At 63.5% G+C, this 24083-nt stretch carries 24 protein-coding genes; 11 read left to right on the top strand and 13 right to left on the bottom strand.

What is annotated here, in order from left to right:
• Window positions 1-152: 152 nt before the first annotated feature.
• On the top strand, window positions 153-1994 hold the full coding sequence (locus LIX93_RS22535; protein ID WP_226506279.1) for an ATP-binding protein: 1842 nt from the start codon (window positions 153-155) through the stop codon (window positions 1992-1994).
• Window positions 1995-2027: 33 nt separating this feature from the next.
• Window positions 2028-4328, top strand: coding sequence for a hypothetical protein (locus LIX93_RS22530; RefSeq protein ID WP_226506278.1), 2301 nt, complete (start codon window positions 2028-2030; stop codon window positions 4326-4328).
• Window positions 4329-4342: 14 nt separating this feature from the next.
• Here LIX93_RS22530 and LIX93_RS22525 read toward each other — a convergent pair whose 3' ends face one another.
• Both LIX93_RS22525 and glsB read right to left on the bottom strand, forming a co-directional pair.
• The gene (locus LIX93_RS22525; protein WP_226506277.1) at window positions 4343-6517 is read right to left on the bottom strand and encodes a M48 family metallopeptidase; all 2175 of its coding nucleotides are present in this window, start codon (window positions 6515-6517) and stop codon (window positions 4343-4345) included.
• A gap of 176 nt (window positions 6518-6693) precedes the next feature.
• Complete coding sequence (gene glsB, locus LIX93_RS22520) at window positions 6694-7602, bottom strand: glutaminase B (protein ID WP_226506276.1); 909 nt, start codon at window positions 7600-7602, stop codon at window positions 6694-6696.
• A 363-nt stretch (window positions 7603-7965) separates the two neighbouring features.
• Here glsB and LIX93_RS22515 point away from each other — a divergent pair, with 363 nt between their 5' ends.
• The 3 genes from LIX93_RS22515 to dxs all read left to right on the top strand — a co-directional run bounded on the left by LIX93_RS22515 (window position 7966) and on the right by dxs (window position 11083).
• Entirely contained in the window at window positions 7966-8208 is a 243-nt protein-coding gene (locus tag LIX93_RS22515; RefSeq protein ID WP_226506275.1) for an exodeoxyribonuclease VII small subunit, read from the top strand.
• Window positions 8205-9095: a (2E,6E)-farnesyl diphosphate synthase gene (gene ispA, locus LIX93_RS22510; protein ID WP_226506274.1), complete on the top strand. Its 891-nt coding sequence runs from the start codon at window positions 8205-8207 to the stop codon at window positions 9093-9095. Before LIX93_RS22515 ends, ispA begins: the two co-directional genes overlap by 4 nt.
• A gap of 95 nt (window positions 9096-9190) precedes the next feature.
• Entirely contained in the window at window positions 9191-11083 is a 1893-nt protein-coding gene (gene dxs, locus LIX93_RS22505; RefSeq protein ID WP_226506273.1) for a 1-deoxy-D-xylulose-5-phosphate synthase, read from the top strand.
• Window positions 11084-11165: 82 nt separating this feature from the next.
• Here dxs and ribA read toward each other — a convergent pair whose 3' ends face one another.
• The 10 genes from ribA to nrdR all read right to left on the bottom strand — a co-directional run bounded on the left by ribA (window position 11166) and on the right by nrdR (window position 18673).
• Window positions 11166-11783 (bottom strand): GTP cyclohydrolase II, encoded by a 618-nt coding sequence (gene ribA / locus LIX93_RS22500; RefSeq protein WP_226506272.1) that lies wholly within the window; start codon window positions 11781-11783, stop codon window positions 11166-11168.
• A 106-nt stretch (window positions 11784-11889) separates the two neighbouring features.
• Complete coding sequence (locus LIX93_RS22495; protein ID WP_226506271.1) at window positions 11890-12642, bottom strand: transporter substrate-binding domain-containing protein; 753 nt, start codon at window positions 12640-12642, stop codon at window positions 11890-11892.
• Between the two features lie 23 nt (window positions 12643-12665).
• On the bottom strand, window positions 12666-13169 hold the full coding sequence (locus LIX93_RS22490) for a phosphatidylglycerophosphatase A (RefSeq protein WP_226506270.1): 504 nt from the start codon (window positions 13167-13169) through the stop codon (window positions 12666-12668).
• A complete protein-coding gene (gene thiL, locus LIX93_RS22485; protein ID WP_226506269.1) occupies window positions 13166-14131 on the bottom strand; it encodes a thiamine-phosphate kinase in 966 nt (321 codons plus the stop codon). Before thiL ends, LIX93_RS22490 begins: the two co-directional genes overlap by 4 nt.
• Window positions 14132-14149: 18 nt before the next feature.
• Window positions 14150-14650, bottom strand: a complete 501-nt coding sequence (gene nusB, locus LIX93_RS22480; RefSeq protein WP_226506268.1) for a transcription antitermination factor NusB — start codon at window positions 14648-14650, stop codon at window positions 14150-14152.
• Entirely contained in the window at window positions 14647-15123 is a 477-nt protein-coding gene (gene ribE, locus LIX93_RS22475; protein WP_226506267.1) for a 6,7-dimethyl-8-ribityllumazine synthase, read from the bottom strand. The genes nusB and ribE overlap by 4 nt, the downstream gene beginning before the upstream one ends.
• A 139-nt stretch (window positions 15124-15262) precedes the next feature.
• Window positions 15263-16354 carry a bifunctional 3,4-dihydroxy-2-butanone-4-phosphate synthase/GTP cyclohydrolase II gene (gene ribBA / locus LIX93_RS22470; RefSeq protein WP_226506266.1) on the bottom strand — a complete coding sequence of 364 codons (1092 nt, stop codon included), beginning with the start codon at window positions 16352-16354 and terminating at the stop codon, window positions 15263-15265.
• Window positions 16355-16371: 17 nt separating this feature from the next.
• Window positions 16372-17037 (bottom strand): riboflavin synthase, encoded by a 666-nt coding sequence (locus LIX93_RS22465; protein ID WP_226506265.1) that lies wholly within the window; start codon window positions 17035-17037, stop codon window positions 16372-16374.
• A 44-nt stretch (window positions 17038-17081) separates the two neighbouring features.
• Entirely contained in the window at window positions 17082-18212 is a 1131-nt protein-coding gene (gene ribD / locus LIX93_RS22460; RefSeq protein WP_226506264.1) for a bifunctional diaminohydroxyphosphoribosylaminopyrimidine deaminase/5-amino-6-(5-phosphoribosylamino)uracil reductase RibD, read from the bottom strand.
• The gene (gene nrdR, locus LIX93_RS22455) at window positions 18209-18673 is read right to left on the bottom strand and encodes a transcriptional regulator NrdR (protein WP_226506263.1); all 465 of its coding nucleotides are present in this window, start codon (window positions 18671-18673) and stop codon (window positions 18209-18211) included. The genes ribD and nrdR overlap by 4 nt, the downstream gene beginning before the upstream one ends.
• 108 nt (window positions 18674-18781) lie before the next feature.
• On the opposite strand from nrdR, the gene LIX93_RS22450 reads away from it, so the two are divergent.
• Both LIX93_RS22450 and trxA read left to right on the top strand, forming a co-directional pair.
• Window positions 18782-19249 (top strand): YbaY family lipoprotein, encoded by a 468-nt coding sequence (locus LIX93_RS22450; protein ID WP_226506262.1) that lies wholly within the window; start codon window positions 18782-18784, stop codon window positions 19247-19249.
• 94 nt (window positions 19250-19343) lie between these two features.
• Complete coding sequence (gene trxA / locus LIX93_RS22445) at window positions 19344-20216, top strand: thioredoxin (RefSeq protein WP_226506261.1); 873 nt, start codon at window positions 19344-19346, stop codon at window positions 20214-20216.
• 131 nt (window positions 20217-20347) lie between these two features.
• Here the strand turns inward: trxA and LIX93_RS22440 are convergent, their stop codons facing one another.
• Window positions 20348-20698: a hypothetical protein gene (locus LIX93_RS22440; protein ID WP_226506260.1), complete on the bottom strand. Its 351-nt coding sequence runs from the start codon at window positions 20696-20698 to the stop codon at window positions 20348-20350.
• 232 nt (window positions 20699-20930) lie between these two features.
• Here LIX93_RS22440 and LIX93_RS22435 point away from each other — a divergent pair, with 232 nt between their 5' ends.
• From LIX93_RS22435 to LIX93_RS22420, 4 genes are read left to right on the top strand one after another with little or no spacing between them, the layout of a single operon-like run.
• Window positions 20931-21533, top strand: coding sequence for a DUF2796 domain-containing protein (locus LIX93_RS22435; protein ID WP_226506259.1), 603 nt, complete (start codon window positions 20931-20933; stop codon window positions 21531-21533).
• 2 nt (window positions 21534-21535) lie between these two features.
• Window positions 21536-22246, top strand: a complete 711-nt coding sequence (locus LIX93_RS22430) for an ABC transporter ATP-binding protein (protein WP_226506258.1) — start codon at window positions 21536-21538, stop codon at window positions 22244-22246.
• Window positions 22246-23511 carry an ABC transporter permease gene (locus tag LIX93_RS22425; RefSeq protein WP_226506257.1) on the top strand — a complete coding sequence of 422 codons (1266 nt, stop codon included), beginning with the start codon at window positions 22246-22248 and terminating at the stop codon, window positions 23509-23511. Before LIX93_RS22430 ends, LIX93_RS22425 begins: the two co-directional genes overlap by 1 nt.
• Before the next feature lie 9 nt (window positions 23512-23520).
• A complete protein-coding gene (locus LIX93_RS22420; protein ID WP_226506256.1) occupies window positions 23521-24039 on the top strand; it encodes a DUF3299 domain-containing protein in 519 nt (172 codons plus the stop codon).
• Window positions 24040-24083: the final 44 nt, after the last annotated feature.

Genomic DNA, 24083 nt, shown 5'->3' with positions numbered 1-24083 from the left:
GTATCGAGGCGGGTCCGACAGTTTATTGGACCCGCGTCTCCCTTCCGGGCGCAGCCCACCTCTGCACTTCTGTGGCAAAATCCCCCTCCTCAATCCGCTTGCCTGGGCCGTGCCCCGAGCAAAGCGCACCCGTCAATAACGTCAGGATCGACATGAACCCTATTGACCCGACCCCTTCCGAGCCCGCGCAAATCCGTCGCGCAGGCGTCGACCTCTCCGGCGTCATGTCGGTGCTCAGCAAACACCTCTACTCCACGCCCATGGTGGCGCTGCGCGAGCTGGTGCAGAACGCCCACGACTCGATCCTGCGCCGCCGCCACGAGCAACCCGGCTGGCAAGGCCAGAGCCGCATCGAGGTGCTTGGCGACAGCAGCGCCAACACGGTGCGGATCATTGATACCGGGGCCGGGCTGACCGAGTCCGAGATCCACAACTTCCTCGCCACCGTGGGCGTCAGCTATACCCGCACGCTGCGCCAGGACGGCCCGGACGACAGCGGCCTGATCGGCATGTTCGGCCTGGGCTTTCTGTCGGCCTTCGTGCTGGCCAAGCGCGTCACCGTGCGCACAACGTCGTACCAGACACCCGATCTGGGTTTCGTCTACGTCTCGACCAACGCCGAGCAATACAGCGTCAGCGCCATGCCGGCAAGGCCAGTCGGTACCGAGATCATCCTCGAACTGCAGGATGATTTCGGCATGCTGACGCGCACCGCCCACCTTCGGGAAATCCTCGAGCGCTATTGCGTGCTGCTGCGCGAACCGATTCATGTCGGCGAGGACGGCAAGGCGATCAACCCGGCACCGCCGCCATGGCGAGACGAGACTGCCGCAACGCTGATGCCGCAGTTGCAGGTGCGCCGCAACCTGGAGTTCGCCGCGCGTTTCGAGCACAACTTCGAGCCGATCTGCTGCATGCCCGTGCGCCCCGAGGGGGCCAGCGATGCGGTGGGCCTGCTGTGGGTGCAGGACGGCGGCACCTATGGCACCACCGACAACCGCAATCTGTCGGTGTTCCTGCGTGGCATGTTGCTCGACGACGATGCCCGCGACCTGCTGCCGCCTTGGGCTGGCTTTATCGGCGGAGTGATCGAATCCAACCGCCTGACGCCGACCGCCAGCCGCGAGGACTTGCAGCGCGACACCCATTACCACGCCATCCAGCACACCTTGAGCGAAGCACTGATCGACGGCCTGGTGGCGTTGGGCAAGACCCAACCACAAGCCTGGCGCCGCGTGCTCGTGCGTCACAACGAGGCGCTGCTGGGCGCCTGTTTGAGCGACGAGCGGCTGTTCGGCTTGCTGATGGACAGCGTCAAAGTACCGACCTCGCAAGGCGATCTGCCGGCCAGCGAGTTGCTGTTCAAAGGCGCGCTGTACGTGATCCTCGACAACGAAAGCGGCTTCGAAGAGATGCTGTTCCGTGCCATGGGCGCACCGGTGGCCTTGGGCAATCGTTATGCGGTGGTGCCGTTCTTGCGGCGTTGGGCCGAGGCGCGCAAGGTGCGCTTGATCGAACTGGGTACCGAGCAGGGTAACCGTCAGCTGTTCCAACTGGCCGAGCTCGACGAGCCCGCCCGTCAATGGCTGCACGACCATCTGGCCAACGAAGAACGCCTGGTGATCGCCCGTTTCAGCCCGGCCGAATTGCCGTTGGTGGTGGTGCCTGATCACGAGGCGCAGCTCAAGCAACGCCTGGAGCAGGACCAGAACGACAAGCGGGTCTCGACCTCGGCCCTGCGCCTGGCGCGGCAGTTCACCCAGAAAGTCGACGCCACGTACCTGACCAAGCTGTACTTGAACCTCGACAACCCGGCCATTCAGGCGTTGATCCAGGCCGCACAGAATGACAATCCACGCGCCGGGCACGCCGCCCAGTTGCTCAAGGCCTTCAAGGTGATTATCGCCGGACAAGGCAATGGCCCGGCCGGCCCCTCGTTGAACCAGGCACTGATAGACCTGGCCGAGACGGTGCAACAACTGCTGCATAAATAACCGCGATCAGCCAAGAGACAGGGAAGAACCATCATGAACATTTGGGCCTGGGTAGAAAAACTTCAGGACGATCTGCGTGACGCAGGCCAAGGGCAAAGCGCAGACAGCATCAACCAGTTGACCAACTACGTCTCCGAACTTGAGGTCGAACGCGCCGAGGCGCTGCTGCCCGAGGTCAAGGCGATCAACAAGACGCTGGCCAATCCGTGGCTGGACGTATTTACCCGGCACTGGGAAATGCGCAACCGCCTGGGCAACCAGATGGAGGGCGAAACTGCCTTGGCGGACGCCGTGTCGCTGTTCGAGGCCGCGCACCGCGAGAACACCATCGATTGTCCGCAATCGGTGTGCGTGACCCAGGATCTGGCAACCTGCTACGCCAACATCGACGGCCCGGGCTGGGTGCCGGAGCGCATTGAAGTGTGCGAAGAGACCATGACCCGCATCGATCCGAGCTGGGCCTGCTATCAGTGCCTTTCGGTGGAAAAAGGCGAGGCCTTGCTCGACGCCAGGCGCTACGACGACGTGCTGGCCTACATGGACGAGCAGGAACAAAAGATCATCGATGCCGGCGAAGAGGACTTTGGCGGCCTGGCGGAAGTCCGCGTCCACGCGCTCTTGGCCATGGGGCGCCCGGCCGATGCCTTGTTGCTGATCGAGGCGCTGGAGGCCAAGGCCGACGGCCCGGAATGGAAGAACACCACCCAGCCGCGGGACTTGGCCAAGGCACTGGCACTGGTCGGCCTGGGCCGGGACGACGAAGCCATGGAGCTGGTTCCGGCGTACAACGAGATCGCCCCGCGCTATCGCAAGAACTGGGTACGTATCGTCTACGAGCTGGTGCAGCGCGCGCCCGAGCGCAATACCTGGGGTCTGGGCAGCACGGTCTACCGCACGCTGCTGCAGTACTCGCGCCAGGGCACCCACCGGTTGGTCATCGACCTGACTGAACCGGCGGTGCGCCTGGCGGTGCAACGGGGCTCGGCCTGGAGCGCTCGGCGCCATCTGGCGCTGGCCCTGCCCCACGTGGACAAGCTCAAGGCCGACTGCGGCGCCAGCGCCCTGCTGGCTGAACTCTCGGCCCTGGTGGACGCCATGCCCGATCAGGACACCTTGCCAGTGCCGGCTGACGAGCTGTTGACCTGGCTCGACCGCGAAGACCCTGAGCGCCCACCGCGCGACCCGGAAGTCGAAGTCCAATGGTTGCTGCGCGCCCTGCAACAACGCCCCGATGATGTCGCCCTGCTGGAAAACACCGCGAGTGCGCTGCAGGCCTGTTCGGCGGAAGAACAAGGCATCGCGCTGCTGTGGGATTACGTGCGCGAACACACCGAGCAGGAAGACCGCATGGCCTATTACCTGCTCGGCCAACTGCTGGACAGCGGCGAGCATGAACAGGTCAAACGCCTGATCCAGCTCTATCGCCCCACCGTACCGCTGACCGCGCTGTGGTGCGAGGCCCGGATGGCCGAGCGCTTGAGCGATTGGCCAGAGCTGGAACGTGCCTGCCGTGGGGTACTGGCACTGGACCCCGAGCGTCATGGTGCCCGCGACATGCTCGCCCGTGCCTTGATGAAGCAAGAGCGTTTCACCGAGGCCACGCTGTGCTACCGCCAATTGGTCGAAGTGCTCGAGCAACCGGGCCCGACGCTGTGGGACCTGATGACCGCGGCCAGTTGCGCCGAAGACTGGGCCAGCGTACGCGAAGTGGCGCAGCGGCTGGAGATGGAGCTGTCGAGCCAGCAGGGGCCGATCGAAGAAGACTGGGGCTGGGCCATCGTGCGCTTTGTCGAGAACGGCGAGGCGGTCGACTACTACGCCCGCCGTACCGGCCCGGTGACCGCGCGGATCGTCGAAAACGCTTACCACAAGCATGCGCAGCACGTGGGTGATCGGGTCGTGTTCGATGCCTCGATGCTGTTTCAGCCGCCTGAGGATGAGCGGGAGCGCGAGCGTTTCGTGCCCACCTATCTGATGGTTCACGTGCTTGAAAAAGGCGGCTTTGGCCCGAGCTGGCTGGTAGACGGAGTGCATCCCGGCGATGCCGCGTTCGGGGCATTGCGCGAGCAGATCGAAGCGAAAGGCTGGCAATTGTGGGTGCACAGCAACAGCGACTATCAGCTCAGCGACGGCGAGCAGACTGATCAGGCGCCGCTACCGGGGATGTATTTCACGGTAGCGATTCCCGCGCACTTGCCCGCCGCCGACCTGCACGAGACCTTGCGGGCGGCTACGGCGCAGTGGCCCCATCAGCTGTGCTGGCTGCATTTGGCCGAGCACTGCCAGGTGGATACCCAGCCCCATCATCAAGTGATCGAACGCTATTCGCTCTGACTCGCCCGGGGGCGTCAAACGCCCCCTTCGAACCGCTGTTGCAACAGGTGCCGGGCGTTGCCGGCGTTCAGGTAGGTGCCAATCAGTTCTGCCAGTGCTTGCGCCTTGAGTTTCTTGCCGTCACGACGCACCTGCATCAACTGCAACTGCACCGCGCGCTTTCGCTTCAGCAGCTTGGCATTCGGGGCGAAGTACGAGCTGGATACGCGCTCTGGTAGCGGTGCGTCGCCTTCCAGGTAGAGGGTCAGCACCACGCCCTGACCATCGGTAATCCCGAAGTCGGCGATGTGCCGAATGGCTATCGGTGCCTTGAAGTTGTTGAAGACCAGGTGCTCTGGCGTCAGCAACAGTGCCGGCATGTCCGCGCGCTTGATCATACGCAGCGAGATCACCATCAGAATCAACATAAGGCCGATCAGGCCCAGGCCACATAGCATCAACAGCGGCTTTTTATCTTGCACCAGGTCCGGTCGGGCCACGGTGAAAGCCAGCAGGCCAATACCCAGCAACAGGAACATACCGAAGAACACCATCGAGAAGATGCCCCGTGTGCGGGCGCCTTCGTGCAATTTGACATCGTCCACCGCCGTGCTGGCGTAGGTGCGCAGTTCCTCGACGACTTCGGCATCACGCGCGACGTAATGCTCGAGAAAATCCTCGGTGAGACCCAGGCGCAACGCTTGCGGATCGCTGAAGTAGTAATCCATTGCGGCGCACGCATGCAGTGCGTCCATGGCCCGGGTGCCACGGCGTACCGCTTCCTCAGCGCTGATCTGCAAGGCGGCGACGCGCTCGCCGTTGGAGGGGTGTGTGTCGGAGGGGTGCGGCAACTGCGCGGCCAGTTCTTCGGCGGGCAGGCTAAAGGTTTGCGCGGCCAGTTCGTGCAGCACGCTGGTGGCCAGATCATGGGGCACCAGCCGGTCTGCCGTGGGCCGGGTCGCCCGACCGAGGTGCTCGCCGATGCGCTCATGCAGCAGTGGATCGACTGCGGAGATTCGCACCAGCGCCGAAGCGGCAGCGGCATTGCCGGCCAGCCTTGCACCAGCGGCATCGGCGGCGAGTTCGCGGCTGCGGCTCCAGTGATTGACCGCGTGATGGAAGCTTTCCATGAAGTAGATGCCGAGCATGAACGCCGGGCGCAGGATCGTGCGCTGCAACAGGTCGCTGGCGTTCATGGTCTCGGCTATCACCCCGAGGCTGCGGCCAATTCCGTCATAGATTGGCAAAAAACGCAGGCTGTACTCGGTATCGGCGCCGGCGAAGTGCGCCAGTTCGTGGCCGATCACGGCGCTGGTCTCTGCGCTGTCGAGCACGCCCAGATATATCAGCGGGATATGCAAGGTGCGGCCCTTGAGCACGGTATTTGACGGTATCAGCTGGAGGTCGCTGGACGTCACGTAAAAGCCTTCGGTCATGCCCAGCACAATGTGCTCCGGAGCGAGGGCTCCCAGCTGTTTGGCCAGGTCGTCGACGTACGCCCAGAGTACCGGCGCTTGCTCAACATTGATGGCGCGGCCGAGAACATCCATGGCTGTCGGTTCGAACATGCGCAGCATGACGCGCAGCTGCTTGCCCATCTCCCAGATCGAGTACAGGCATACCAGCACCACTACCAGTGCCGCGAGCATCAACTTGATTTCACCGGCAGAAATACGCCCGGCATGCCAGATGCCCAGCGCTTCGTAGGCAAGGATCGCCGCCACCGCCGCACCCATCGCGATGATATGGCCGACCAACACGTAGGGCAGGACACGGCTGACGCGGGTAAAGGTGCGCAGCAGCTGATCGCGCGATTGCCGCGCGCGAGATCCCGCGATACCGAGGCCGAGCAAGCCAAGGACGCCGACCAGCGTGGCCAGCGTGGCCAGCGCACCGAGCACAATGACACCCTTGGCCAGGCCGCGCATGACTTCGCTAAGCGGCCCAAGGGTGCGCAGATCACCTTCAGCCTGGGCGACGCGAGACAGCGCCACCATGACGCCCACGCTTTCACCGTCGAGATCGACGACCGCGACAGCACCCCGCTTGGCGGCCAAGGCTTCGAGTTGCGGGCGGATTTTCTGCAGGGCGGATTGGGTTTCGGCCAACTCAGCGGCACGATCCGCACTGCGCTGCAGCTCCCAGGTGCCGAACAAGCCGAGGGCGACGGGCAGCAGAATCAGTACAGCAATAAGCTTCAAGGTTTTCATAAGCAGGGACCGACAAGTGCATCGCCGCTGGCTGTCCTTAGCGAGCACAGACTCCGTTTGACAGAGGCCCGAAGGCTTCTGCGTGCATGCGCGACGGGTCGCGCAGGCGGCGTTATACGCCGATCCATTACAAAATGTAACCTATGCGGGAGTTTTACCGCCCCGCCTCGGGCAGGTCAGAACACCGACCAACCGATCCGCTCACTGAGCAGTTCCAGCGCGGCCATACCGGCCAGGGAGTTGCCAGCGGCATTGAGCTCCGGTGACCATACGCACACGGTGAAGCGCCCCGGGACCACCGCGACGATCCCGCCGCCTACGCCACTCTTGCCCGGCAAGCCGACCCGGTAGGCGAAATTGCCGGCCTCGTCATACAGACCGCTGGTGGCCATGATCGAGTTGACCTGCTTGGTCTGGCGCGCCGTCAATATCTGCTCACCGCTGTGCTTGCAGAAGCCCTCGTTGGCGAGGAAGCAAAAAGCTTTGGCCAAGTCCAGGCAACTCATCTGCAGTGCGCAATAACTGAAGTAACTGCGCAGCACAGCTTCTACTTCGTTATGGAAGTTGCCGAACGACTTCATCAAGTACGCCATGGCGGCATTGCGCGAGCGGAATTGATATTCGGAGTCGGCAACTTTGCTGTCGATCAATACCTGCGGGTTGCCCGACAGCCGCCGCACAAAATCACGCATCGACAAGGTCGGCGCGGCAAAACGTGACTGGTTGATGTCGCAAATTACCAAGGCGCCGGCATTGATGAAGGGATTGCGCGGCCGTCCGCGCTCGAATTCCAGCTGCACCAGCGAGTTGAATGGCTGCCCCGAAGGTTCGTGCCCGAGGCGCTCCCAAATGGCCTCCCCGGAATGTCCGATGGCCTGCACCAGGCTGAACACCTTGGAAATACTCTGCACCGAGAACAGCGTTTGCGCGTCACCTGCGCAATAGTAAGTCCCGTCATTGCCATACACGGCAATACCCAGTTGCTGCGCCGGCACGTCGGCCAGCGCGGGGATGTAATCGGCCACTTTGCCCTGTCCGATCAGAGGACGCACTTCGTCGAGAATCTCGTTCAACAGCGTTTGCATGAAAGGCCCTGTTGTCAGTCCCCGACGGCAGCGGGGGTTAGCAGTCTTGACGAATACTGACAGCAGGGCATCACAGTTTCGAGGGGAAAAACGCTGAGCGACCGGATCGGGAACCGCTTTAGGCGGGTGCTACCAATCCCTCGAATGACTGGGCCGTAAAGAGCCGTGTGCTCAGCACATCGAGTTGTCGTTGGTCCTGCGCGGTATCGGTGGTAGTGGGGAGGTGATGATCGGGGAATATCTCGACCGCTCTTGAATGGCCAGAATACTGGTCGAAAACCCGTTTTCATGCGCCGTGCATTTGCCCGCAAGCCCCCGCTCTGCTAGTGTCGCGCCGGTTGAAAACCTATCGAGATAGCCGCCATGGCCCGAAAAAAAGCTTCCGTGGATTTCGAGCAATCGCTCACGGACCTGCAAACGCTGGTCGAGCGCCTGGAAAACGGCGAGCTGTCGCTGGAAGACTCTCTGACCGCCTTCGAACAGGGCATCCGCCTGACCCGCGAGTGCCAAGGCGCATTGGCTCAGGCTGAACAGAAAGTGCAACTGCTGCTCGAACGCGACGGCGAATTGGTCGAAGAAGCCCTCGACGAGGACCCCGCCGAATGATCGAGCGCTATCAGGACGTCTGCCAGCAACGCGTCAATGCCGCGCTGGACACCCTGTTCGCCGCACCTGCGCCGCAGCTCGAACGCCTTTACGCGGCCATGCGCTACAGCGTGATGAACGGCGGCAAGCGTGTGCGCCCCCTGCTGGTGTACGCCAGCTGCGAGGCCTTTGGCAGCGCTGCCGAAGACGCCAACGGCGCCGCGTGTGCCGTGGAGCTGATCCACGCCTATTCGCTGGTGCATGACGATTTGCCGGCCATGGACGATGACGATCTGCGCCGCGGCCAGCCAACCACGCACAAGGCATTCGATGAAGCCTGCGCGATCCTGGCGGGCGACGGCTTGCAGAGCATGGCCTTCAGCGCTTTGCTCGACATCCAGCTGAGCCCCAAGGCCAGCGATGCCACGCGCCTGGAAATGGTCCGCACCCTGGCCCTGGCCGCCGGCCCTGCCGGGATGGTCGGCGGCCAGGCGATCGACCTTGGCTCCGTGGGCCTCAAGCTCGACCAGACCGCCCTCGCCTACATGCATCGTCACAAGACCGGCGCGCTGATCGAAGCCAGCGTGCGCCTCGGCGCCCTGGCCAGTGGCCGCGCCGAAAAGGACGAACTCAAGGCCCTGCAGGTGTACGCGCAGGCCGTTGGCCTGGCGTTCCAGGTGCAGGACGACATTCTCGACGTCGAGAGCGATACCGAGACCCTGGGTAAACGCCAGGGCGCCGATATCGCCCGCGACAAACCGACCTACCCTGCGTTGCTCGGGATGGAGGCTGCCAAAGCCTACGCCCTGGAGCTGCGCGACCAGGCTTTGCACGCGCTGCGCCCTTTTGGCGCCGCTGCCGAGCCGCTGCGCGACCTGGCACGCTATATCGTCGACCGTCGCAGCTAAGCCACCTTTTGCTAGCTGCAGGCCGTCCACTGCGTGGGCAGTCAGCGCTGCATAAGGTAAACTGCCGCCTCTTCACACCTATAACGATTCGCCTGATGCCAACGACGTTTCAAGAGTTTCCCCGCGAACGCCCGATGACGCCGCTGCTCGACAGCGCCGCGACACCGGCCGGCCTGCGCCGTCTTGGCGAAGCCGAACTCGAGACCCTGGCCGACGAGCTGCGCTCGGAGCTGCTGTACACGGTAGGCCAGACCGGCGGTCACTTCGGCGCCGGCCTGGGCGTGATCGAACTGACGATCGCGCTGCACTACGTGTTCGACACCCCCGACGACCGTCTGGTGTGGGATGTGGGCCATCAGGCCTACCCGCACAAGATCCTCACCGATCGCCGCCAGCGCATGGCTACGCTGCGCCAGAAGGAAGGCCTCGCCGCCTTTCCACGCCGTGCCGAGAGCGAGTACGACACCTTTGGCGTCGGTCATTCGAGTACCTCGATCAGCGCCGCCCTGGGCATGGCTATCGCCGCCCGCCTGCAGGGTAGCGAGCGCAAGTCGATCGCGGTCATCGGTGATGGCGCGCTGACCGCCGGCATGGCTTTCGAAGCGCTGAACCACGCGCCCGAGGTCAACGCCAACATGCTGGTGATCCTCAACGACAACGACATGTCGATCTCGCGCAACGTCGGTGGGCTGTCCAATTATCTGGCCAAGATCCTCTCCAGCCGCACCTACGCGAGCATGCGCGAGGGCAGCAAAAAGGTCCTCTCGCGCCTGCCCGGGGCCTGGGAAATCGCCCGGCGCACTGAAGAGTACGCCAAGGGCATGCTGGTCCCCGGAACCCTGTTCGAAGAGCTGGGCTGGAACTACATCGGTCCGATCGACGGCCACGACCTGCCAACCCTGATCGCCACGCTGCGCAACATGCGTGATCTCAAGGGCCCGCAGTTCCTCCATGTGGTCACCAAAAAGGGCAAAGGCTTCGCGCCGGCCGAGGTCGACCCGATCGGCTATCACGCCATCACCAAGCTCGAGCCCGTTGCGGCGCCGACCACCACGGCGGTGGTCAAAAAGGCCAGCGGTCCGAAATACTCGGGCGTGTTCGGCCAGTGGCTATGCGACATGGCCGAAGCTGACCCGCGCCTGGTAGGAATTACCCCGGCGATGAAGGAAGGCTCGGATCTGGTCGAGTTCAGCGAGCGCTTCCCGGAGCGGTATTTCGACGTGGCGATCGCCGAGCAGCATGCCGTGACCTTTGCGGCTGGCATGGCCTGTGAAGGTGCCAAACCGGTGGTGGCGATCTATTCGACCTTCCTGCAACGCGCCTATGACCAACTGATCCACGACGTTGCCGTGCAGAACCTCGACGTATTGTTTGCCATAGACCGCGCCGGTCTGGTGGGCGAAGACGGCCCGACCCACGCCGGCAGCTTCGACCTGTCCTACCTGCGCTGCATCCCCGGCATGCTGATCATGACGCCGAGCGATGAGAACGAACTGCGCAGCATGCTCACTACCGGCCATCAGTTCAACGGGCCGGCGGCGGTACGCTATCCACGCGGCACTGGCCCCAACGCAGTGATCACCCAGGCCCTCGAACCCATCGAAATCGGCAAGGGCGTGGTCCGCCGCGAAGGCAGCAAGATCGCCCTGCTGGTGTTCGGCGTGCAATTGGCCGAGGCGCTCAAGGTGGCTGACAAGCTCGACGCGACCGTGGTTGACATGCGCTTCGTCAAACCGCTGGACGAGGCGCTGGTGCGCGACATTGCCAACCGCCACGATCTGTTGGTGACGATCGAAGAGAACGCCATCATGGGCGGCGCCGGTTCGGCGGTCAGCGAATTCCTGGCACGGGAGGACATCCTGCGCTCGGTACTGCACCTGGGCTTGCCGGATGTCTATGTCGAGCACGCCAAGCCTGCGCAAATGCTGAGCGAGTGCGGGCTGGATGAGGCGGGGATCGAAGCGGCGATTCGGCAGCGGTTGGCCTAATCTAACGGGCAGGTCAAAAAAAATGTGGGACCAGGCTATGCCCGGTCCCACATTGATTTTCAAAACGTCTAAAGAATCCGGATCAGACGCGATCCACTTCGCCTTGATGCTCATTACCCATCATATGCCCAAGCTTGCCGGCCTTGGTAGCCAGGTAGTGCTTGTTGTGGGGGTTATGGCCGGTGTGCAGCGGTACGCGCTCGGCGATATTGATCCCCATGCCGGTCAGTGCCTTGACCTTGCGCGGGTTGTTGGTCATCAACTTCAGCGCCGTGATGCCCAGATGCTCGAGCATTGGCAGGCAGATCGCGTAATCGCGCTGGTCGGCCTTGAAGCCCAGGCGCTCGTTGGCCTCGACCGTATCGGCACCACCGTCCTGCAGTTCGTAGGCGCGGATCTTGTTCATCAAACCGATCCCGCGGCCTTCCTGACGCAGATACAGCAGGACGCCACGGCCTTCCTGGGCGATGGCCTGCAGCGCCGCCTCCAGTTGCGAGCCACAGTCGCAACGCTGACTGAACAGCGCGTCGCCCGTCAGACACTCGGAATGAACACGACCCAATACCGGCGCTCCATCGCCGACCGCTCCCAGCGTCAGCACAACGTGCTCGCGGCCGGTGGCCTCCTCAAGGAAGCCATGCATGGTGAATTGGGCGAATGGGGTTGGCAGCTTGGAAGCAGCGACGAAAACGACGGGCACCGTGTGCTCCTGATCAGTCTGGACGATAAGCAAGTGCAGCATTGTATCAGCAGCTTTCAGAGTGTGCTTAGGCCGAATTATCGAGTGTCAGTATCGAAAAGTTCGATTATCGGGCCTTCACGCTCGTCTGCGCATCGAAGGGATAGGGCTGATGCCACTTGGCGAAAATTTCGCGCAACTGGCCGCTGGGGACCAGCTCGTCCATCCGTTGATCGAACAGCTCGCGCAAACGCCGCCCCTTGGGGTTATCGGTAAAGCCGATGTACAGCGGCAATTCAGCGACATGAGTCACCTTGTAGCTCGACTGCCGAGGAGAACGGCGCAACAGCGCCTGGATTTCATTCAGCGCATCGATGTAGTAATCCGCGCGCCCGGCATCGAGCATCGACAGAATGCTGCTGCGCCGCTGCACCTCGGTGTAATGCTTGATATTGGGCAGATAGCGCTGGTATTCGTAGCCCCGTACCCAAGCCAGCGTGTACTGCCCCAACAGATTGACGTCGGGCGATACGCGGGACGACAAACCCAAGGCATAGACGTGATCGACGTCGAAATTCCAGCGGGGGTACAGCGAATCGGCTTCGTCCTTGTAGGAGCCCACCCATATATCCGCTTCGCCCCGCTGTACCAGGCCAACCGCGCGAGTGTAAGGCTCCTGGCGTGTGCTGACCTTGTAGCCCGCCGACTCGAAGACCTTGCGCATCAAGTCCCAGGCCAGGCCTGTGCCGTCGGCGTTGGTGTAGTCGACCCATTCCTCGCTGACGATCAGCAGAGGATGCAACACGGGAGCCGCCTGCGCGCTCGAGCCGAACAGCAGCACCGCCAGCACCACCGGCCAGAGGCGATTCAAACCGCCCATACTCATCCTTGAGATCCTGCGTTTCAGGTCACGCACCACACCAACCCCTGCATCGCCAACCAGGCAAACACCCCGGCCAGTACATCGTCGAGCATGATCCCTACGCCGCCATGGACGTGGCGATCGATCCAGCGAATCGGCCAGGGCTTGAGAATGTCGAAGAAGCGAAACATCAAGAAACCCGCCAGAATCCAGTACCAGCCATCCGGCACCAGCCAGAGGGTAATCCACATGCCGACCATTTCGTCCCAGACGATACCTTCGTGGTCGTGCACGCGCAGATCATCAGCCACCTTGCCGCACAGCCAGAAGCCGAACAGCATGGTGATGCCCAGCATCAACCAATAGCCCCAGTCCGGCAGCATCTGCCACAAAGGGATGAACGGGATGGCGACCATCGAGCCCCAGGTGCCGGGCGCCTTGGGCAAGGTGCCGGAGCCGAAGCCGAACGCGAGAAAGTGCCAAGGGTTTTTCCAGACCGACGGTGGTACGAACTCCACCGGCACCTGCTTGGGATGGTCTGTCACGGTGTCTCCCGAAAATGTTGATAGCCCCGGATCAAGGGGGTGATGTCCTGGCCCTGCGCGTCCACCAGGCTCACGCCGCTACCGGCGTGAACGCTGCCAATGACGTGAACCGGCCAGCCTGCGCCAAGCAGCGGCGCCAGGTGTAAGGGTGGCAGGGTGAAGGCCAGGATGTAATCGTCACCGCCAGTCAGTGCGGCATGGCGAGCATCGGCTTCGCCTAGCCACTGCTGCAAGGCATCTGACAACGGCAGGCGTGATTGTTCGATTTGCAATGCCACCCCGCTCGCCAAGGCGATGTGTCCGCAGTCGGCAAGCAGGCCGTCGGAGATATCCAGTGCCGCCGTCGCTCGCCCGCGCAACGCCCGGCCGAGCGCCAGTTGCGGCTGCGGCGACCAGTAGCGGTCTAGTAGTGGCTGGCCAATCGACTCGGCCGCAGCGCGCTCGCCGAGCACCAGCGGCAAGGCCCCCGCGGCATCGCCCAGCGGCCCACCGACACACAGCAGGTCCCCGACTTGCGCGCCAGCACGAGTCAGCGCCAGGCCGGCAGGCACGCTGCCGAACACCGTCACCGTCAGGCTCAAGGGCCCGCAGGTGGTATCGCCGCCCACCAGGCGCACCGAACAGGCCTCGGCCATGCTGTCCAGGCCTTGGGCGAAGGCCCGCAGCCACGGCGCCGAAACGATCGGCAGGGTCAATGCAAGGGTGAATGCCAACGGCGCGGCGCCCATGGCCGCCAGGTCGCTGACTGCTACCGCCAAAGCGCGCTGGCCGAGCAATAACGGATCAGCCGCGAACGGAAAATGCACGCCTTCAACCAGCGTATCGGTGGATACCGCCAACTGCTCGCCCGCAGTCACCTGCAGCAACGCGCAGTCGTCGCCGATGCCCAGCGCCACTCCCTCCCCGGCACGCGCACACTGCGCGGCCGCGAAGAATTGGCGGATCAGCTCAAATTCGCCCATGAACGGCTCGCTCGCCAATCAGCGCTTGAATGCCTTCACTTCGGCTTCGCGCAGGCGCGGTGCCAGCTTGTCGAGCACGCCGTTGACAAACTTGTGACCGTCGGTCGAACCAAACACTTTGGCCAGCTCGATACCTTCGTTGATCACGACGCGATACGGCACGTCGACGCGTTTGAGCAATTCCCAGGTGGACAGGCGCAGCACGGCCAGTTCAACCGGATCGAGCTCGTCGATGGTGATGTCCAGGCAAGGCGCCAGGGCGGTGTCGATCTCGGTCTTGCTGGCCGGCACACCGTGGAGAATCTCGCGGAAGTAGGCGCTGTCGACGTCGGTGAAGTCATTATCGACGCGAAACTGCGCTTCGATTTCGTTCAGCGATTGCTTGGCCATGTGCCATTGGTACAGGGCCTGAGTCGCCAGCTGACGCGCTTCGCGGCGCTTGGCACTCTTGGACGGTTTGCCAGCATCGGCCGCTTTCGGCTCGCGCGGATTGAACTGATCGCTGTCGTCGTTGATCACTTGGCCTCCAACTGCGACAGCAGGCTGACCATTTCCAGGGCCGACAGGGCAGCTTCAGCGCCCTTGTTGCCGGCCTTGGTGCCGGAACGCTCGATGGCCTGTTCGATGGAATCGACGGTCAATACACCGAAGGCCACCGGTACGCCGAACTCCATGGAGACCTGGGACAGGCCCTTGACGCACTCGCCAGCGACATATTCGAAGTGCGGCGTACCGCCACGAATGACGGCGCCCAGCGCGATGATGGCGGCGTATTCGCTTTGCTGGGCGACTTTCTGTGCCACCAGCGGGATTTCAAACGCGCCCGGGGCACGGATGATGGTGATGTCGCTTTCGCTGACACCGTGGCGAACCAGGGCGTCGATCGCGCCGCTTACCAGGCTTTCCACAACGAAGCTGTTAAAGCGGCCGACCACCAGGGCGTAGCGACCTTTGGGGGCAATGAAGGTACCTTCGATGGTCTTCAGGGTCATTCGAGCGTTCTCATTTTAAAGAGCCAGGCTGCCGAGGTACGGCGACCTGTGGAAATGGGTTGTGTCACGAAGCAAAACGGACGCAGGCGCAGGAAACCATAGCCCGAGGCTGGCCTTCCTGCGACTTTGCGGCCGCTGATTATTCGGAGGGCACGTATTCTACTACTTCCAGATCGAATCCGGATATCGCGTTGAATTTCATTGGCGCGCTGAGCAGACGCATCTTGCGCACGCCAAGGTCACGCAGAATCTGCGAACCGGCCCCGACGATGCTGTAGGTGGTCGGTTGTTTCGGCTCGGTATGCTCGGCGCAATCGCGGATATGCGCCAGCAGCACGTCGCCATCCACCGGGTGACCCAGCAGCAATACAACGCCGCAGCCAGCCTCGGCCACCGCGCTCATGGCCGCGCGCAGGCTCCAGCGCCCGGGTTGCTTGACCATCAGCAGGTCGCGTAGCGGATCCATGTTGTGCACGCGCACCAGGATCGGTTCGTCGCCGTGCACGGTGCCCATCGTCAGGGCCATGTGCACGTCGCCTTCCACCGAGTCGCGGTAGGTCACCAGATTGAACTGGCCCAGTTCGCTGTCCAGCGGCTGCTCGGCGATCCGTTGAACGGTACGCTCGTGAATCATGCGGTAATGAATCAGATCGGCGATGGTGCCGATCTTGATGTCGTGCTCCGCCGCGAAGGCTTCGAGTTCGGCGCGACGAGACATGGTGCCATCGTCGTTCATCACTTCGCAGATCACGCCGCTGGGCTCGAACCCGGCCATGCGCGCCAGGTCGCAGGCCGCTTCGGTATGGCCAGCGCGAGCCAGGGTACCGCCGGCCTGGGCCATCAGCGGGAAGATATGGCCGGGGCTGACGATGTCCTCAGCCCTGGCATCACGAGCAGCGGCGGCCTGCACGGTACGCGCGCGGTCCGCAGCCGAGATGCCGGTGGTGACACCCGTAGCGGCCTCGATGGACACGGTGAACTTGGTGCCAAAGCCGGAGCCGTTACGCGGCGCCATCAGCGGCAGCTTGAGGGTCTCGCAGCGCTCGCGGGTCATGGGCATGCAGATCAGGCCGCGGGCGAAACGCGCCATGAAGTTGATGTGCTCAGCCTGGCAGCACTCGGCAGCCATGATCAGGTCGCCTTCGTTCTCGCGGTCTTCGTCATCCATCAGGATGACCATCTTGCCCTGGCGAATGTCTTCGATCAGCTCTTCGATACTGTTGAGCGCCACGCGGCACCCCCTTTCAATCAGGATTTGAGGTAGCCATTGCTGGCAAGAAAGCTTTCGGTGATGCCGCCCTGACCCACAGCCTCGGCGGCCTTGTCACCGAGCAGCAGGCGCTCGAGATAACGCGCCAGCAGGTCGACCTCAAGATTGACCCGACGCCCAGGGTGGTAGCTGTCCATGATGGTTTCGGCCAGCGTGTGCGGGACGATGGTCAGCTCGAATTCGGCGCCGTTGACCGCATTGACGGTCAGGCTGGTGCCGTCGACGGTGATCGAGCCCTTGTGAGCGATGTACTTGGCCAGCTCTTTGGGGGCGCGGATGCGGAACTGGATCGCGCGGGCATTTTCTTCGCGGGCGACCACTTCGCCGACGCCATCGACATGGCCGCTGACCAGATGACCACCCAGGCGGGTGGTCGGCGTCAGGGCCTTTTCGAGGTTGACCGGGCTGCCGACCTTGAGCTGATTGAACGCGGTGACGTCCAGGGTCTCGCGGCTGACGTCGGCCCAGAAACCATCGCCTGGCAGCTCTACTGCAGTCAGGCAAACACCACTGACGGCGATGCTGTCGCCGAGCTTGACGTCGCTCAGGTCGAGTTTACCGGTCGCTACGTAAACCCGGACATCGCCGCCTTTAGGGGTGAGCGCGCGGATGCTGCCAATCGATTCGATAATGCCGGTGAACATGGGATCTCCTCAGAGCCGGGTCAGCGCAAGGCGCGGGCGGCGAATTATACGCCTGCTGCAGGCGCAGGAATGGCAGTGACCTGCCAGTCATCGCCCACAGCGCGCATTTCGGTGATTTTAAGCGCTGGCGCCTCACTCATGAGGGTCAGCGGCCATTCAAGCAAGGGCCGCGCCTGGGAACCGAGGAACCTGGCGGCGATGAATATCTGGTATTCGTCCACCAGGCCCTGGCGGGCAAAGGCCCCGGCCAGTCGGGCGCCGGCTTCGACCAGCACCTCGTTGACGCCCCGACTGGCGAGTTCCTTCAAGAGGGCGGGCAGGTCGACATGGCCATCGGCGCCCGGCAGTGCCAGCAGTTCATGGCCAGCTGCGGCGTAACTCGCCTGCTGGGCGGCGTCGCAAGTCACCACCAACGCGGGCCCGACGGTGAAGAACGGAGCGTCGAGGGGCACCCGCAGGCTGCCGTCGATCAACAGGCGCAGCATCGAGCGGGCTTCGATCAGTTCGGTGGTCGCGGCATCCAGGCCAAGCTCGGCGGCACGCACGGTCATCCGCGCGCCGTCCATCAGCACGCTGTCGGCGCCGGTCAGCACCACGCTGGAGCGCGCCCGCAAGCGCTGCACGGCACTGCGGGCCGGTGCGCCGGTGATCCATTGGCTTTCGCCGCTGGCCATGGCGGTGCGCCCGTCCAGGCTCATCGCCAGCTTGACCCGTACAAACGGCAAGCCGTGCTCCATGCGCTTGATGAAGCCGGGGTTGATCGCCCGCGCTTCGGCCTCCAGCACACCCGAGACCACCACGATGCCGGCCTGCTGCAACCGGAGCAGGCCGTTGCCTGCTACCTGGGGATTAGGGTCCTGCATGGCCGCAACCACCCGGGCGACGCCGGCCTTGACCAGCGCGTCGGCACAGGGCGGCGTTCGGCCATGGTGGCTGCAGGGCTCGAGGGTCACATAGGCCGTCGCGCCGCAGGCCAGCTCACCGGCGTGGCGCAACGCGTGCACCTCGGCATGGGGTTCGCCGGCACGCACATGCCAGCCCTCGCCGACCACCTGGCCCTCGCGGACGATGACGCAGCCGACCCGGGGATTGGGATGGGTGGTGTACAGCCCGTTACGCGCCAGTTGCAGCGCGCGAGCCATGTAGTGGCGGTCGAGAATGGCCTGTTCGATCATTTTTCCGACGGCTCGCGGGCCAGGCGATCGATCTCTTCGCGGAACTCGTCGAGATCCTGGAAGCGGCGATACACCGAGGCAAAACGGATATAGGCGACTTCATCGAGCTTTTGCAGCTCTTTCATCACCAGTTCGCCGACGATCAGCGACTTGACTTCTCGCTCGCCGGTGGCCCGCAGCCGGTGCTTGATGTGCACCAGCGCAGCCTCAACGCGCTCGACGCTGACCGGGCGCTTTTCCAACGCGCGCAGCATGCCGGCACGGAGTTTTTCTTCGTCGAAAGGCTGGCGGCTGCCGTCTTGCTTGATCAGCCGGGGCAGTACCAGTTCGGCGGTTTCAAAGGTGGTGAAACGCTCACCACAGGCCAGGCATTCGCGTCGACGACGCACTTGCTCGCCCTCGGCGACCAGTCGAGAGTCGATGACCTTGGTGTCGTTGGCACCGCAGAAGGGACAGTGCATGGTGGCAGGCAACAAAAAATGGGGAGGGCCATGGTAGCGCATCCCTGCGGCAAGACAAGTCAAAGGCTTTGCGGTATACAGACGATCTCGGTTTTTCTGGATCTGCCCATGTCGTCTCGTCCTTTGTTTTTTGTCGTCCTGGCCGCCCTGCTTGCCGCTTGCAGCAGTGAGGCCCCCAAACCGGCCAGCCCTGTTGCCCCGGCTACCACGGCGGTCAGCAGCAAGACCATCACCGCGCCGCCAGTGCCGCTGGGCCCGCTGCCTGTGTATCAGCGTGAGCTGACCGGCCTGCTGCTGGGCGTGCCGAACGGCGCGGAGGTCGAGCTGGCCGTGCTGGTGATCGATGCTCAGGATCGCCCGCAAAAACTGTTGACCAGCGCCAAGATCACGGGTGATGGCAAGAATCTGCCCCTGCAACTGCGCTTCAATCCGGATGCCTTCCCGCAGGGTGCTCGGGTCGAGTTGCGCGGTCGGGTAAGCCAGTCCGGGCAATTGTTGCTGCATCTGTCGCCGGTACGCATCGAACAGCCGACCACGCAGTCCCTCGGCCAGTTGCAGTTCGTTCCCGCGCCTTGATTGCCCCTGGGGTTTCACCAAGGCGGCCATGACTTTCAGCCGGTCGACGCAGGCTTTATAGTGGCCGTCATTACCGTTTTTTTCGAGATTCGCGATGAGCCAGGCTACTCCGTACATCTTCGACGCCACCACGGCCAACTTCGACCAGCTGGTAATCGAGAACTCTTTTCACAAGCCGGTGCTGGTGGATTTCTGGGCTGAATGGTGCGCGCCGTGCAAGGTGCTGATGCCGATGCTGCAGCAGATCACCGAGAGTTATCAGGGTGAGCTGCTGCTGGCCAAGGTCGATTGCGATGCCGAACAGGACATCGTCGCCCGCTTCGGCATTCGCAGCCTGCCTACCGTGGTGCTGTTCAAGGACGGTCAACCGGTGGATGGCTTTGCCGGCGCGCAGCCGGAATCCGCAGTGCGGACTCTGCTTGAACCTCACGTGCAGATGCCACCGCCGGCCGCTGCCGATCCACTGGAGCAAGCCGAAGCGGCTTTTGCCGAAAGCCATTTCGCCGAAGCCGAGGCCATCCTGCAAAGCATTCTTGGCGAGGACAATACCAACGCCAAGGCGCTGATTCTTTATGCGCGCTGCCTGGCCGAACGTGGCGAATTGGGCGAAGCCCGCACCGTGCTGGACGCAGTCAAGACCGATGAGCACAAGGCCGCACTGGCCGGCGCCAAGGCCCAACTTACGTTTCTGTCGCAGGCGGCCGACTTGCCTGACGCTGCAGACTTGAAAGCGCGCCTGGCCAAGGAGCCTGGCGATGACGAGGCGGTCTATCAGCTGGCCATCCAGCAACTGGCACGCCAGCAATACGAAGCGGCACTCGAAGCCCTGCTGAAACTGTTCGTGCGCAATCGCAGCTACAGCGAAGGCCTGCCGCACAAGACGCTGCTGCAGGTGTTCGAGCTGCTGGGCAATGAGCACCCCTTGGTGACCACGTACCGGCGCAAGTTGTTTGCGGCGTTGTACTAGGGGTTGATTGTGGGCGGGCTGTACCAGCCCATTTGCCGCCGAACGCGCAACCTTGCTCCCACCCGATGTATGACTGTGGCAGCAAGGCCCGCCTGCGAAGAGACCGGCACTGACACCGCATAACCCGAATATCAGCCCGCCCAGCAATACAACGGCGCATCCGCGCCGCTCTGCACCTGAATCAACGCGCTATGGCGCAGCCGTACCAGCAGGCGCTTGGCTCCCGCCGTGCTGCCCGCCAGGCCCTCGAGCTGTTCCAGCAGGGACGGGCCGCTGATCTGCCCACTCGACTCCACCAACGCCAAGGCATTGCGCCACAAGGCATCGTCCTGGTTCTTTGGCTTGCTGGTCGGGGTCGGGGTTGGCGCGTCGCTGGGCGCCAAGATGTTCAACTGGTTGCCCAGCAACGCCCAGTCTGCTGGGTCCATCTCGATGGTCAGGTCAACCGGCAGATCGCCCACGGTGCCGCGAATTCTCAACATGCTGTGCTCCTTCGATAGGCCGGTTTTGTAACAGCTGAAAGAGGGCGCATCAACCCGAACTTCACACCGACACTGCAGGAAGGGGGCTCGCCCCCGATGAGTCGTGCCCGCAGCATCTCGATTATTCGACCCTTTTCGGGGGCAAGCCTCCTCGCTACAAGCTGGGATCGAGATTGCGGGCGCAACCCATATCGTTATAACATCACACATTTCCACCCTTACCGGAGATCCCATGCGCCGTCTGCTGCTCGCTTTGCCCTTCGCCCTGCTGCCGCTCGCCATCGCCCACGCTGCCGACGCCGCCCACGAGGTCGAGCACGCCAGCCTCGGCGCCCATGAACACGGCACCGCGCGGCTGAATGCGGCACTGGACGACGAAACCCTGGAGCTGGAGCTCGACAGCCCGGCCATGAACCTGGTCGGCTTTGAACACCCCGCCACCAGCGATGCTGACAAGGCTGCCGTGAACAACGTCCGCCAACTGCTGGCGCAACCGCTGACCCTGTTCGCCGTGCCCGCCGCTGCCAAGTGCATCGTCGCCAAGCAAACCCTCAACAGCCCGCTGTTCGGCGACAAGCCCGCTGCAGACGAGCATGACCACGATGAAGATGCCGACGAGCATGACGCCGACGGCGCCGAACACCACCACGATCACAGCGAAATCCACGCCCACTATCAACTCCAGTGCGACAACGCCGCCGTCCTCAAGAGCCTCGATCTGACCCGCTTGTTCAAGACCTTCCCGGCCACTCACAAGGTGCAGGTCCAGCTGATAGCACCCAATGGCCAGGAAGGCGTGGACGCCACCCCGGACAACAGCGTGCTGACCTACTGACCATGCCCGAAGCCCTGATCGAACTGGCCGATGTACGTTTCGCCTGGCCCGGCCAACCGCCGTTGCTGGACATCCCGGAATTCACCCTGCACAAAGGGCAAAGCCTGTTTCTCAAAGGCCCCAGCGGCAGTGGCAAGACCACCCTGCTGGGCCTGCTCGGCGGCGTACAGACGCCCGACCGCGGCAGCATCCGCCTGCTGGGCCAAGAGATCTCCACCCTCAAGCAGGGCCAGCGCGATCGCTTCCGGGTCGATCACACCGGCTACATCTTCCAGCAGTTCAATCTGCTGCCGTTCCTCTCGGTGCGCGAGAACGTCGAACTGCCCTGCCGCTTTTCCACGGCCCGCGCCCAACGCGCCAGCGAGCGGCATGGCAGCGTCGAACAGGCGGCAATGGCCCTGTTGGCCCAGCTTGGCCTCACCGACCGCGCCCTGATCGCCCGCCGTGCGGATACGCTGTCGATCGGCCAGCAACAACGGGTCGCCGCCGCCCGTGCCCTGATCGGCCAACCGGCGCTGGTGATTGCCGACGAGCCGACCTCGGCGCTCGACACCGATGCCCGCCAGGCCTTCATCCAATTGCTGTTCGCCGAATGCCGCGCCGCCGGTGCCAGCCTGCTGTTCGTCAGCCACGATCAGAGCCTGGCGCCGCTGTTCGATCGCAGCCTGTCGCTGGCCGATCTCAACCGCGCCGCGCGCACCGGAGGCTTGTGATGTATCTACTGCGTCTCGCCCTGGCCAGCCTGGCCAATCGTCGCTTTACCGCTTTCCTGACGGCCTTCGCCATCGCCCTGTCGGTGTGTCTACTGCTGGCCGTGGAGCGCGTGCGTACCGAAGCCCGCGCCAGCTTTGCCGCCACCATCAGCGGTACCGACTTGATCGTCGGCGCCCGCTCGGGGTCGGTCAACCTGCTGCTGTATTCGGTATTTCGCATCGGCAACGCCACCAACAACATCCGCTGGGACAGCTTCCAGCGTTACGCCAGCGACCCCAAGGTCAAGTGGGCCATCCCCATCTCCCTCGGCGACTCGCACCGCGGTTACCGGGTGATGGGCACCGACGCCAGCTATTTCGAGCATTACCAGTACGGTCACCGGCAGAACCTCGAGCTGGCCCAAGGGCGAGCGTTCAAGGTCGATCCGTTCGAGGTCGTGCTCGGCGCCGAAGTGGCCGAGGCGCTGCACTACCAGCTCGGCGACAAGCTGGTGCTGGCCCACGGCGTGGCCGCCATCAGCCTGGTCAAGCACGACGACAAGCCCTTCACCGTGGTGGGCATCCTCGAACGTACCGGCACCCCGGTGGACCGCACGCTGCATATCAGCCTGGGCGGCATGGAAGCCATCCACATCGACTGGCACAACGGCGTGCCGGCTCGCGGCGCCGAGCGCATCAGCGCCGATCAGGCGCGCAACATGGACCTCACGCCCACCGCCATCACCGCCGTGTTGCTGGGGCTCAACAGCAAGGTGCAGACCTTCGCCCTGCAGCGCGACATCAATGATTTCCGTGGCGAACCGCTGATGGCGATCTTGCCGGGCGTGGCCTTGCAGGAGCTCTGGAGCCTGATGGGCACGGCCGAAAAAGCCCTGTTCGTGGTCTCGCTGTTCGTGGTGCTGACCGGCTTGATCGGCATGCTCACCGCGATCCTCACCAGCCTCAACGAGCGCCGCCGGGAGATGGCTATCCTGCGTTCGGTGGGCGCCAGGCCGCTGCACATTGCCGGGCTGCTGATTCTCGAAGCGCTGGGCCTGGCGCTCGCCGGCATCGTCACCGGGGTAGCGCTGCTGTATGCCTGCATCGCCGGGGCGCAGGGCTATGTGCAAGCCAATTACGGGCTGTACTTGCCATTGTCGCTGCCCAGCGAGTATGAATGGAGCCTGCTCGCAATCATCCTCGGTGCGGCCCTGTTGATGGGCACCGTGCCGGCCTGGCGGGCGTACCGTCAGTCGTTGGCTGACGGCCTGTCCATCCATTTATGAGTCTGATCGATGCGTGCTGAACGCCTGTTGTTGTGCTGGCTGCTGGCTTGCGCAGGGCCCGCCTGGGCGGCGCCGATCCACGAGTTGACCTGGGACGCGCTGATCCCGCCCGACGCGCCGCACCTCAAGCCGCAGATGACACCGCTGCATGACCTGAGCAAGCTGGGCAGCGCCATCGAGTCGGCACCCGCCGCCCAGCAGCAGGCGCCCCATGCGCCGGTGGTGCAGGCGCTGGATGGGCAGCAGGTGAAGATCCCGGGCTATATCGTACCGCTGGAGGTCAACGAGGAAGGCCGAACCACCGACTTTTTGCTGGTGCCCTACTACGGCGCCTGCATCCACGTGCCACCGCCACCCTCCAACCAGATCGTGCACGTGACCAGTGAGCTGGGGGTCAAGGTCGAGGAGTTGTATCAACCCTATTGGATCGAGGGTCCGATGCAGGTCAAGGCCACCACCAGCGATCTGGCCGAGGCCGGTTATCAGCTCGATGCGCAGAAAATCTACGTCTATGAGCTGCCCAACTGATTAATCGCGCTGGCATTGAGCCAAGTCAACAGATCATGGGTTAG

Origin of the sequence: Pseudomonas sp. MWU16-30317 (assembly GCF_020515695.1) — a bacterium.
In the GTDB taxonomy this organism is placed as follows: domain Bacteria; phylum Pseudomonadota; class Gammaproteobacteria; order Pseudomonadales; family Pseudomonadaceae; genus Aquipseudomonas.
This window is presented reverse-complemented; position numbering and strand designations above follow the sequence as displayed.

What these genes read in the sequence shown, in the direction of transcription:
- LIX93_RS22535 (WP_226506279.1), top strand. Translation starts at nt 153, where the DNA reads ATGAACCCTATTGACCCGACCCCTTCCGAGCCCGCGCAAATCCGTCGC.
- LIX93_RS22530 (WP_226506278.1), top strand. Translation starts at nt 2,028, where the DNA reads ATGAACATTTGGGCCTGGGTAGAAAAACTTCAGGACGATCTGCGTGAC.
- LIX93_RS22525 (WP_226506277.1), bottom strand. Translation starts at nt 6,517, where the DNA reads ATGAAAACCTTGAAGCTTATTGCTGTACTGATTCTGCTGCCCGTCGCC.
- glsB (WP_226506276.1), bottom strand. Translation starts at nt 7,602, where the DNA reads ATGCAAACGCTGTTGAACGAGATTCTCGACGAAGTGCGTCCTCTGATC.
- LIX93_RS22515 (WP_226506275.1), top strand. Translation starts at nt 7,966, where the DNA reads ATGGCCCGAAAAAAAGCTTCCGTGGATTTCGAGCAATCGCTCACGGAC.
- ispA (WP_226506274.1), top strand. Translation starts at nt 8,205, where the DNA reads ATGATCGAGCGCTATCAGGACGTCTGCCAGCAACGCGTCAATGCCGCG.
- dxs (WP_226506273.1), top strand. Translation starts at nt 9,191, where the DNA reads ATGCCAACGACGTTTCAAGAGTTTCCCCGCGAACGCCCGATGACGCCG.
- LIX93_RS22495 (WP_226506271.1), bottom strand. Translation starts at nt 12,642, where the DNA reads ATGGGCGGTTTGAATCGCCTCTGGCCGGTGGTGCTGGCGGTGCTGCTG.
- thiL (WP_226506269.1), bottom strand. Translation starts at nt 14,131, where the DNA reads ATGGGCGAATTTGAGCTGATCCGCCAATTCTTCGCGGCCGCGCAGTGT.
- ribE (WP_226506267.1), bottom strand. Translation starts at nt 15,123, where the DNA reads ATGACCCTGAAGACCATCGAAGGTACCTTCATTGCCCCCAAAGGTCGC.
- LIX93_RS22465 (WP_226506265.1), bottom strand. Translation starts at nt 17,037, where the DNA reads ATGTTCACCGGCATTATCGAATCGATTGGCAGCATCCGCGCGCTCACC.
- ribD (WP_226506264.1), bottom strand. Translation starts at nt 18,212, where the DNA reads ATGATCGAACAGGCCATTCTCGACCGCCACTACATGGCTCGCGCGCTG.
- nrdR (WP_226506263.1), bottom strand. Translation starts at nt 18,673, where the DNA reads ATGCACTGTCCCTTCTGCGGTGCCAACGACACCAAGGTCATCGACTCT.
- LIX93_RS22450 (WP_226506262.1), top strand. Translation starts at nt 18,782, where the DNA reads ATGTCGTCTCGTCCTTTGTTTTTTGTCGTCCTGGCCGCCCTGCTTGCC.
- trxA (WP_226506261.1), top strand. Translation starts at nt 19,344, where the DNA reads ATGAGCCAGGCTACTCCGTACATCTTCGACGCCACCACGGCCAACTTC.
- LIX93_RS22440 (WP_226506260.1), bottom strand. Translation starts at nt 20,698, where the DNA reads ATGTTGAGAATTCGCGGCACCGTGGGCGATCTGCCGGTTGACCTGACC.
- LIX93_RS22435 (WP_226506259.1), top strand. Translation starts at nt 20,931, where the DNA reads ATGCGCCGTCTGCTGCTCGCTTTGCCCTTCGCCCTGCTGCCGCTCGCC.
- LIX93_RS22430 (WP_226506258.1), top strand. Translation starts at nt 21,536, where the DNA reads ATGCCCGAAGCCCTGATCGAACTGGCCGATGTACGTTTCGCCTGGCCC.
- LIX93_RS22425 (WP_226506257.1), top strand. Translation starts at nt 22,246, where the DNA reads ATGTATCTACTGCGTCTCGCCCTGGCCAGCCTGGCCAATCGTCGCTTT.
- LIX93_RS22420 (WP_226506256.1), top strand. Translation starts at nt 23,521, where the DNA reads ATGCGTGCTGAACGCCTGTTGTTGTGCTGGCTGCTGGCTTGCGCAGGG.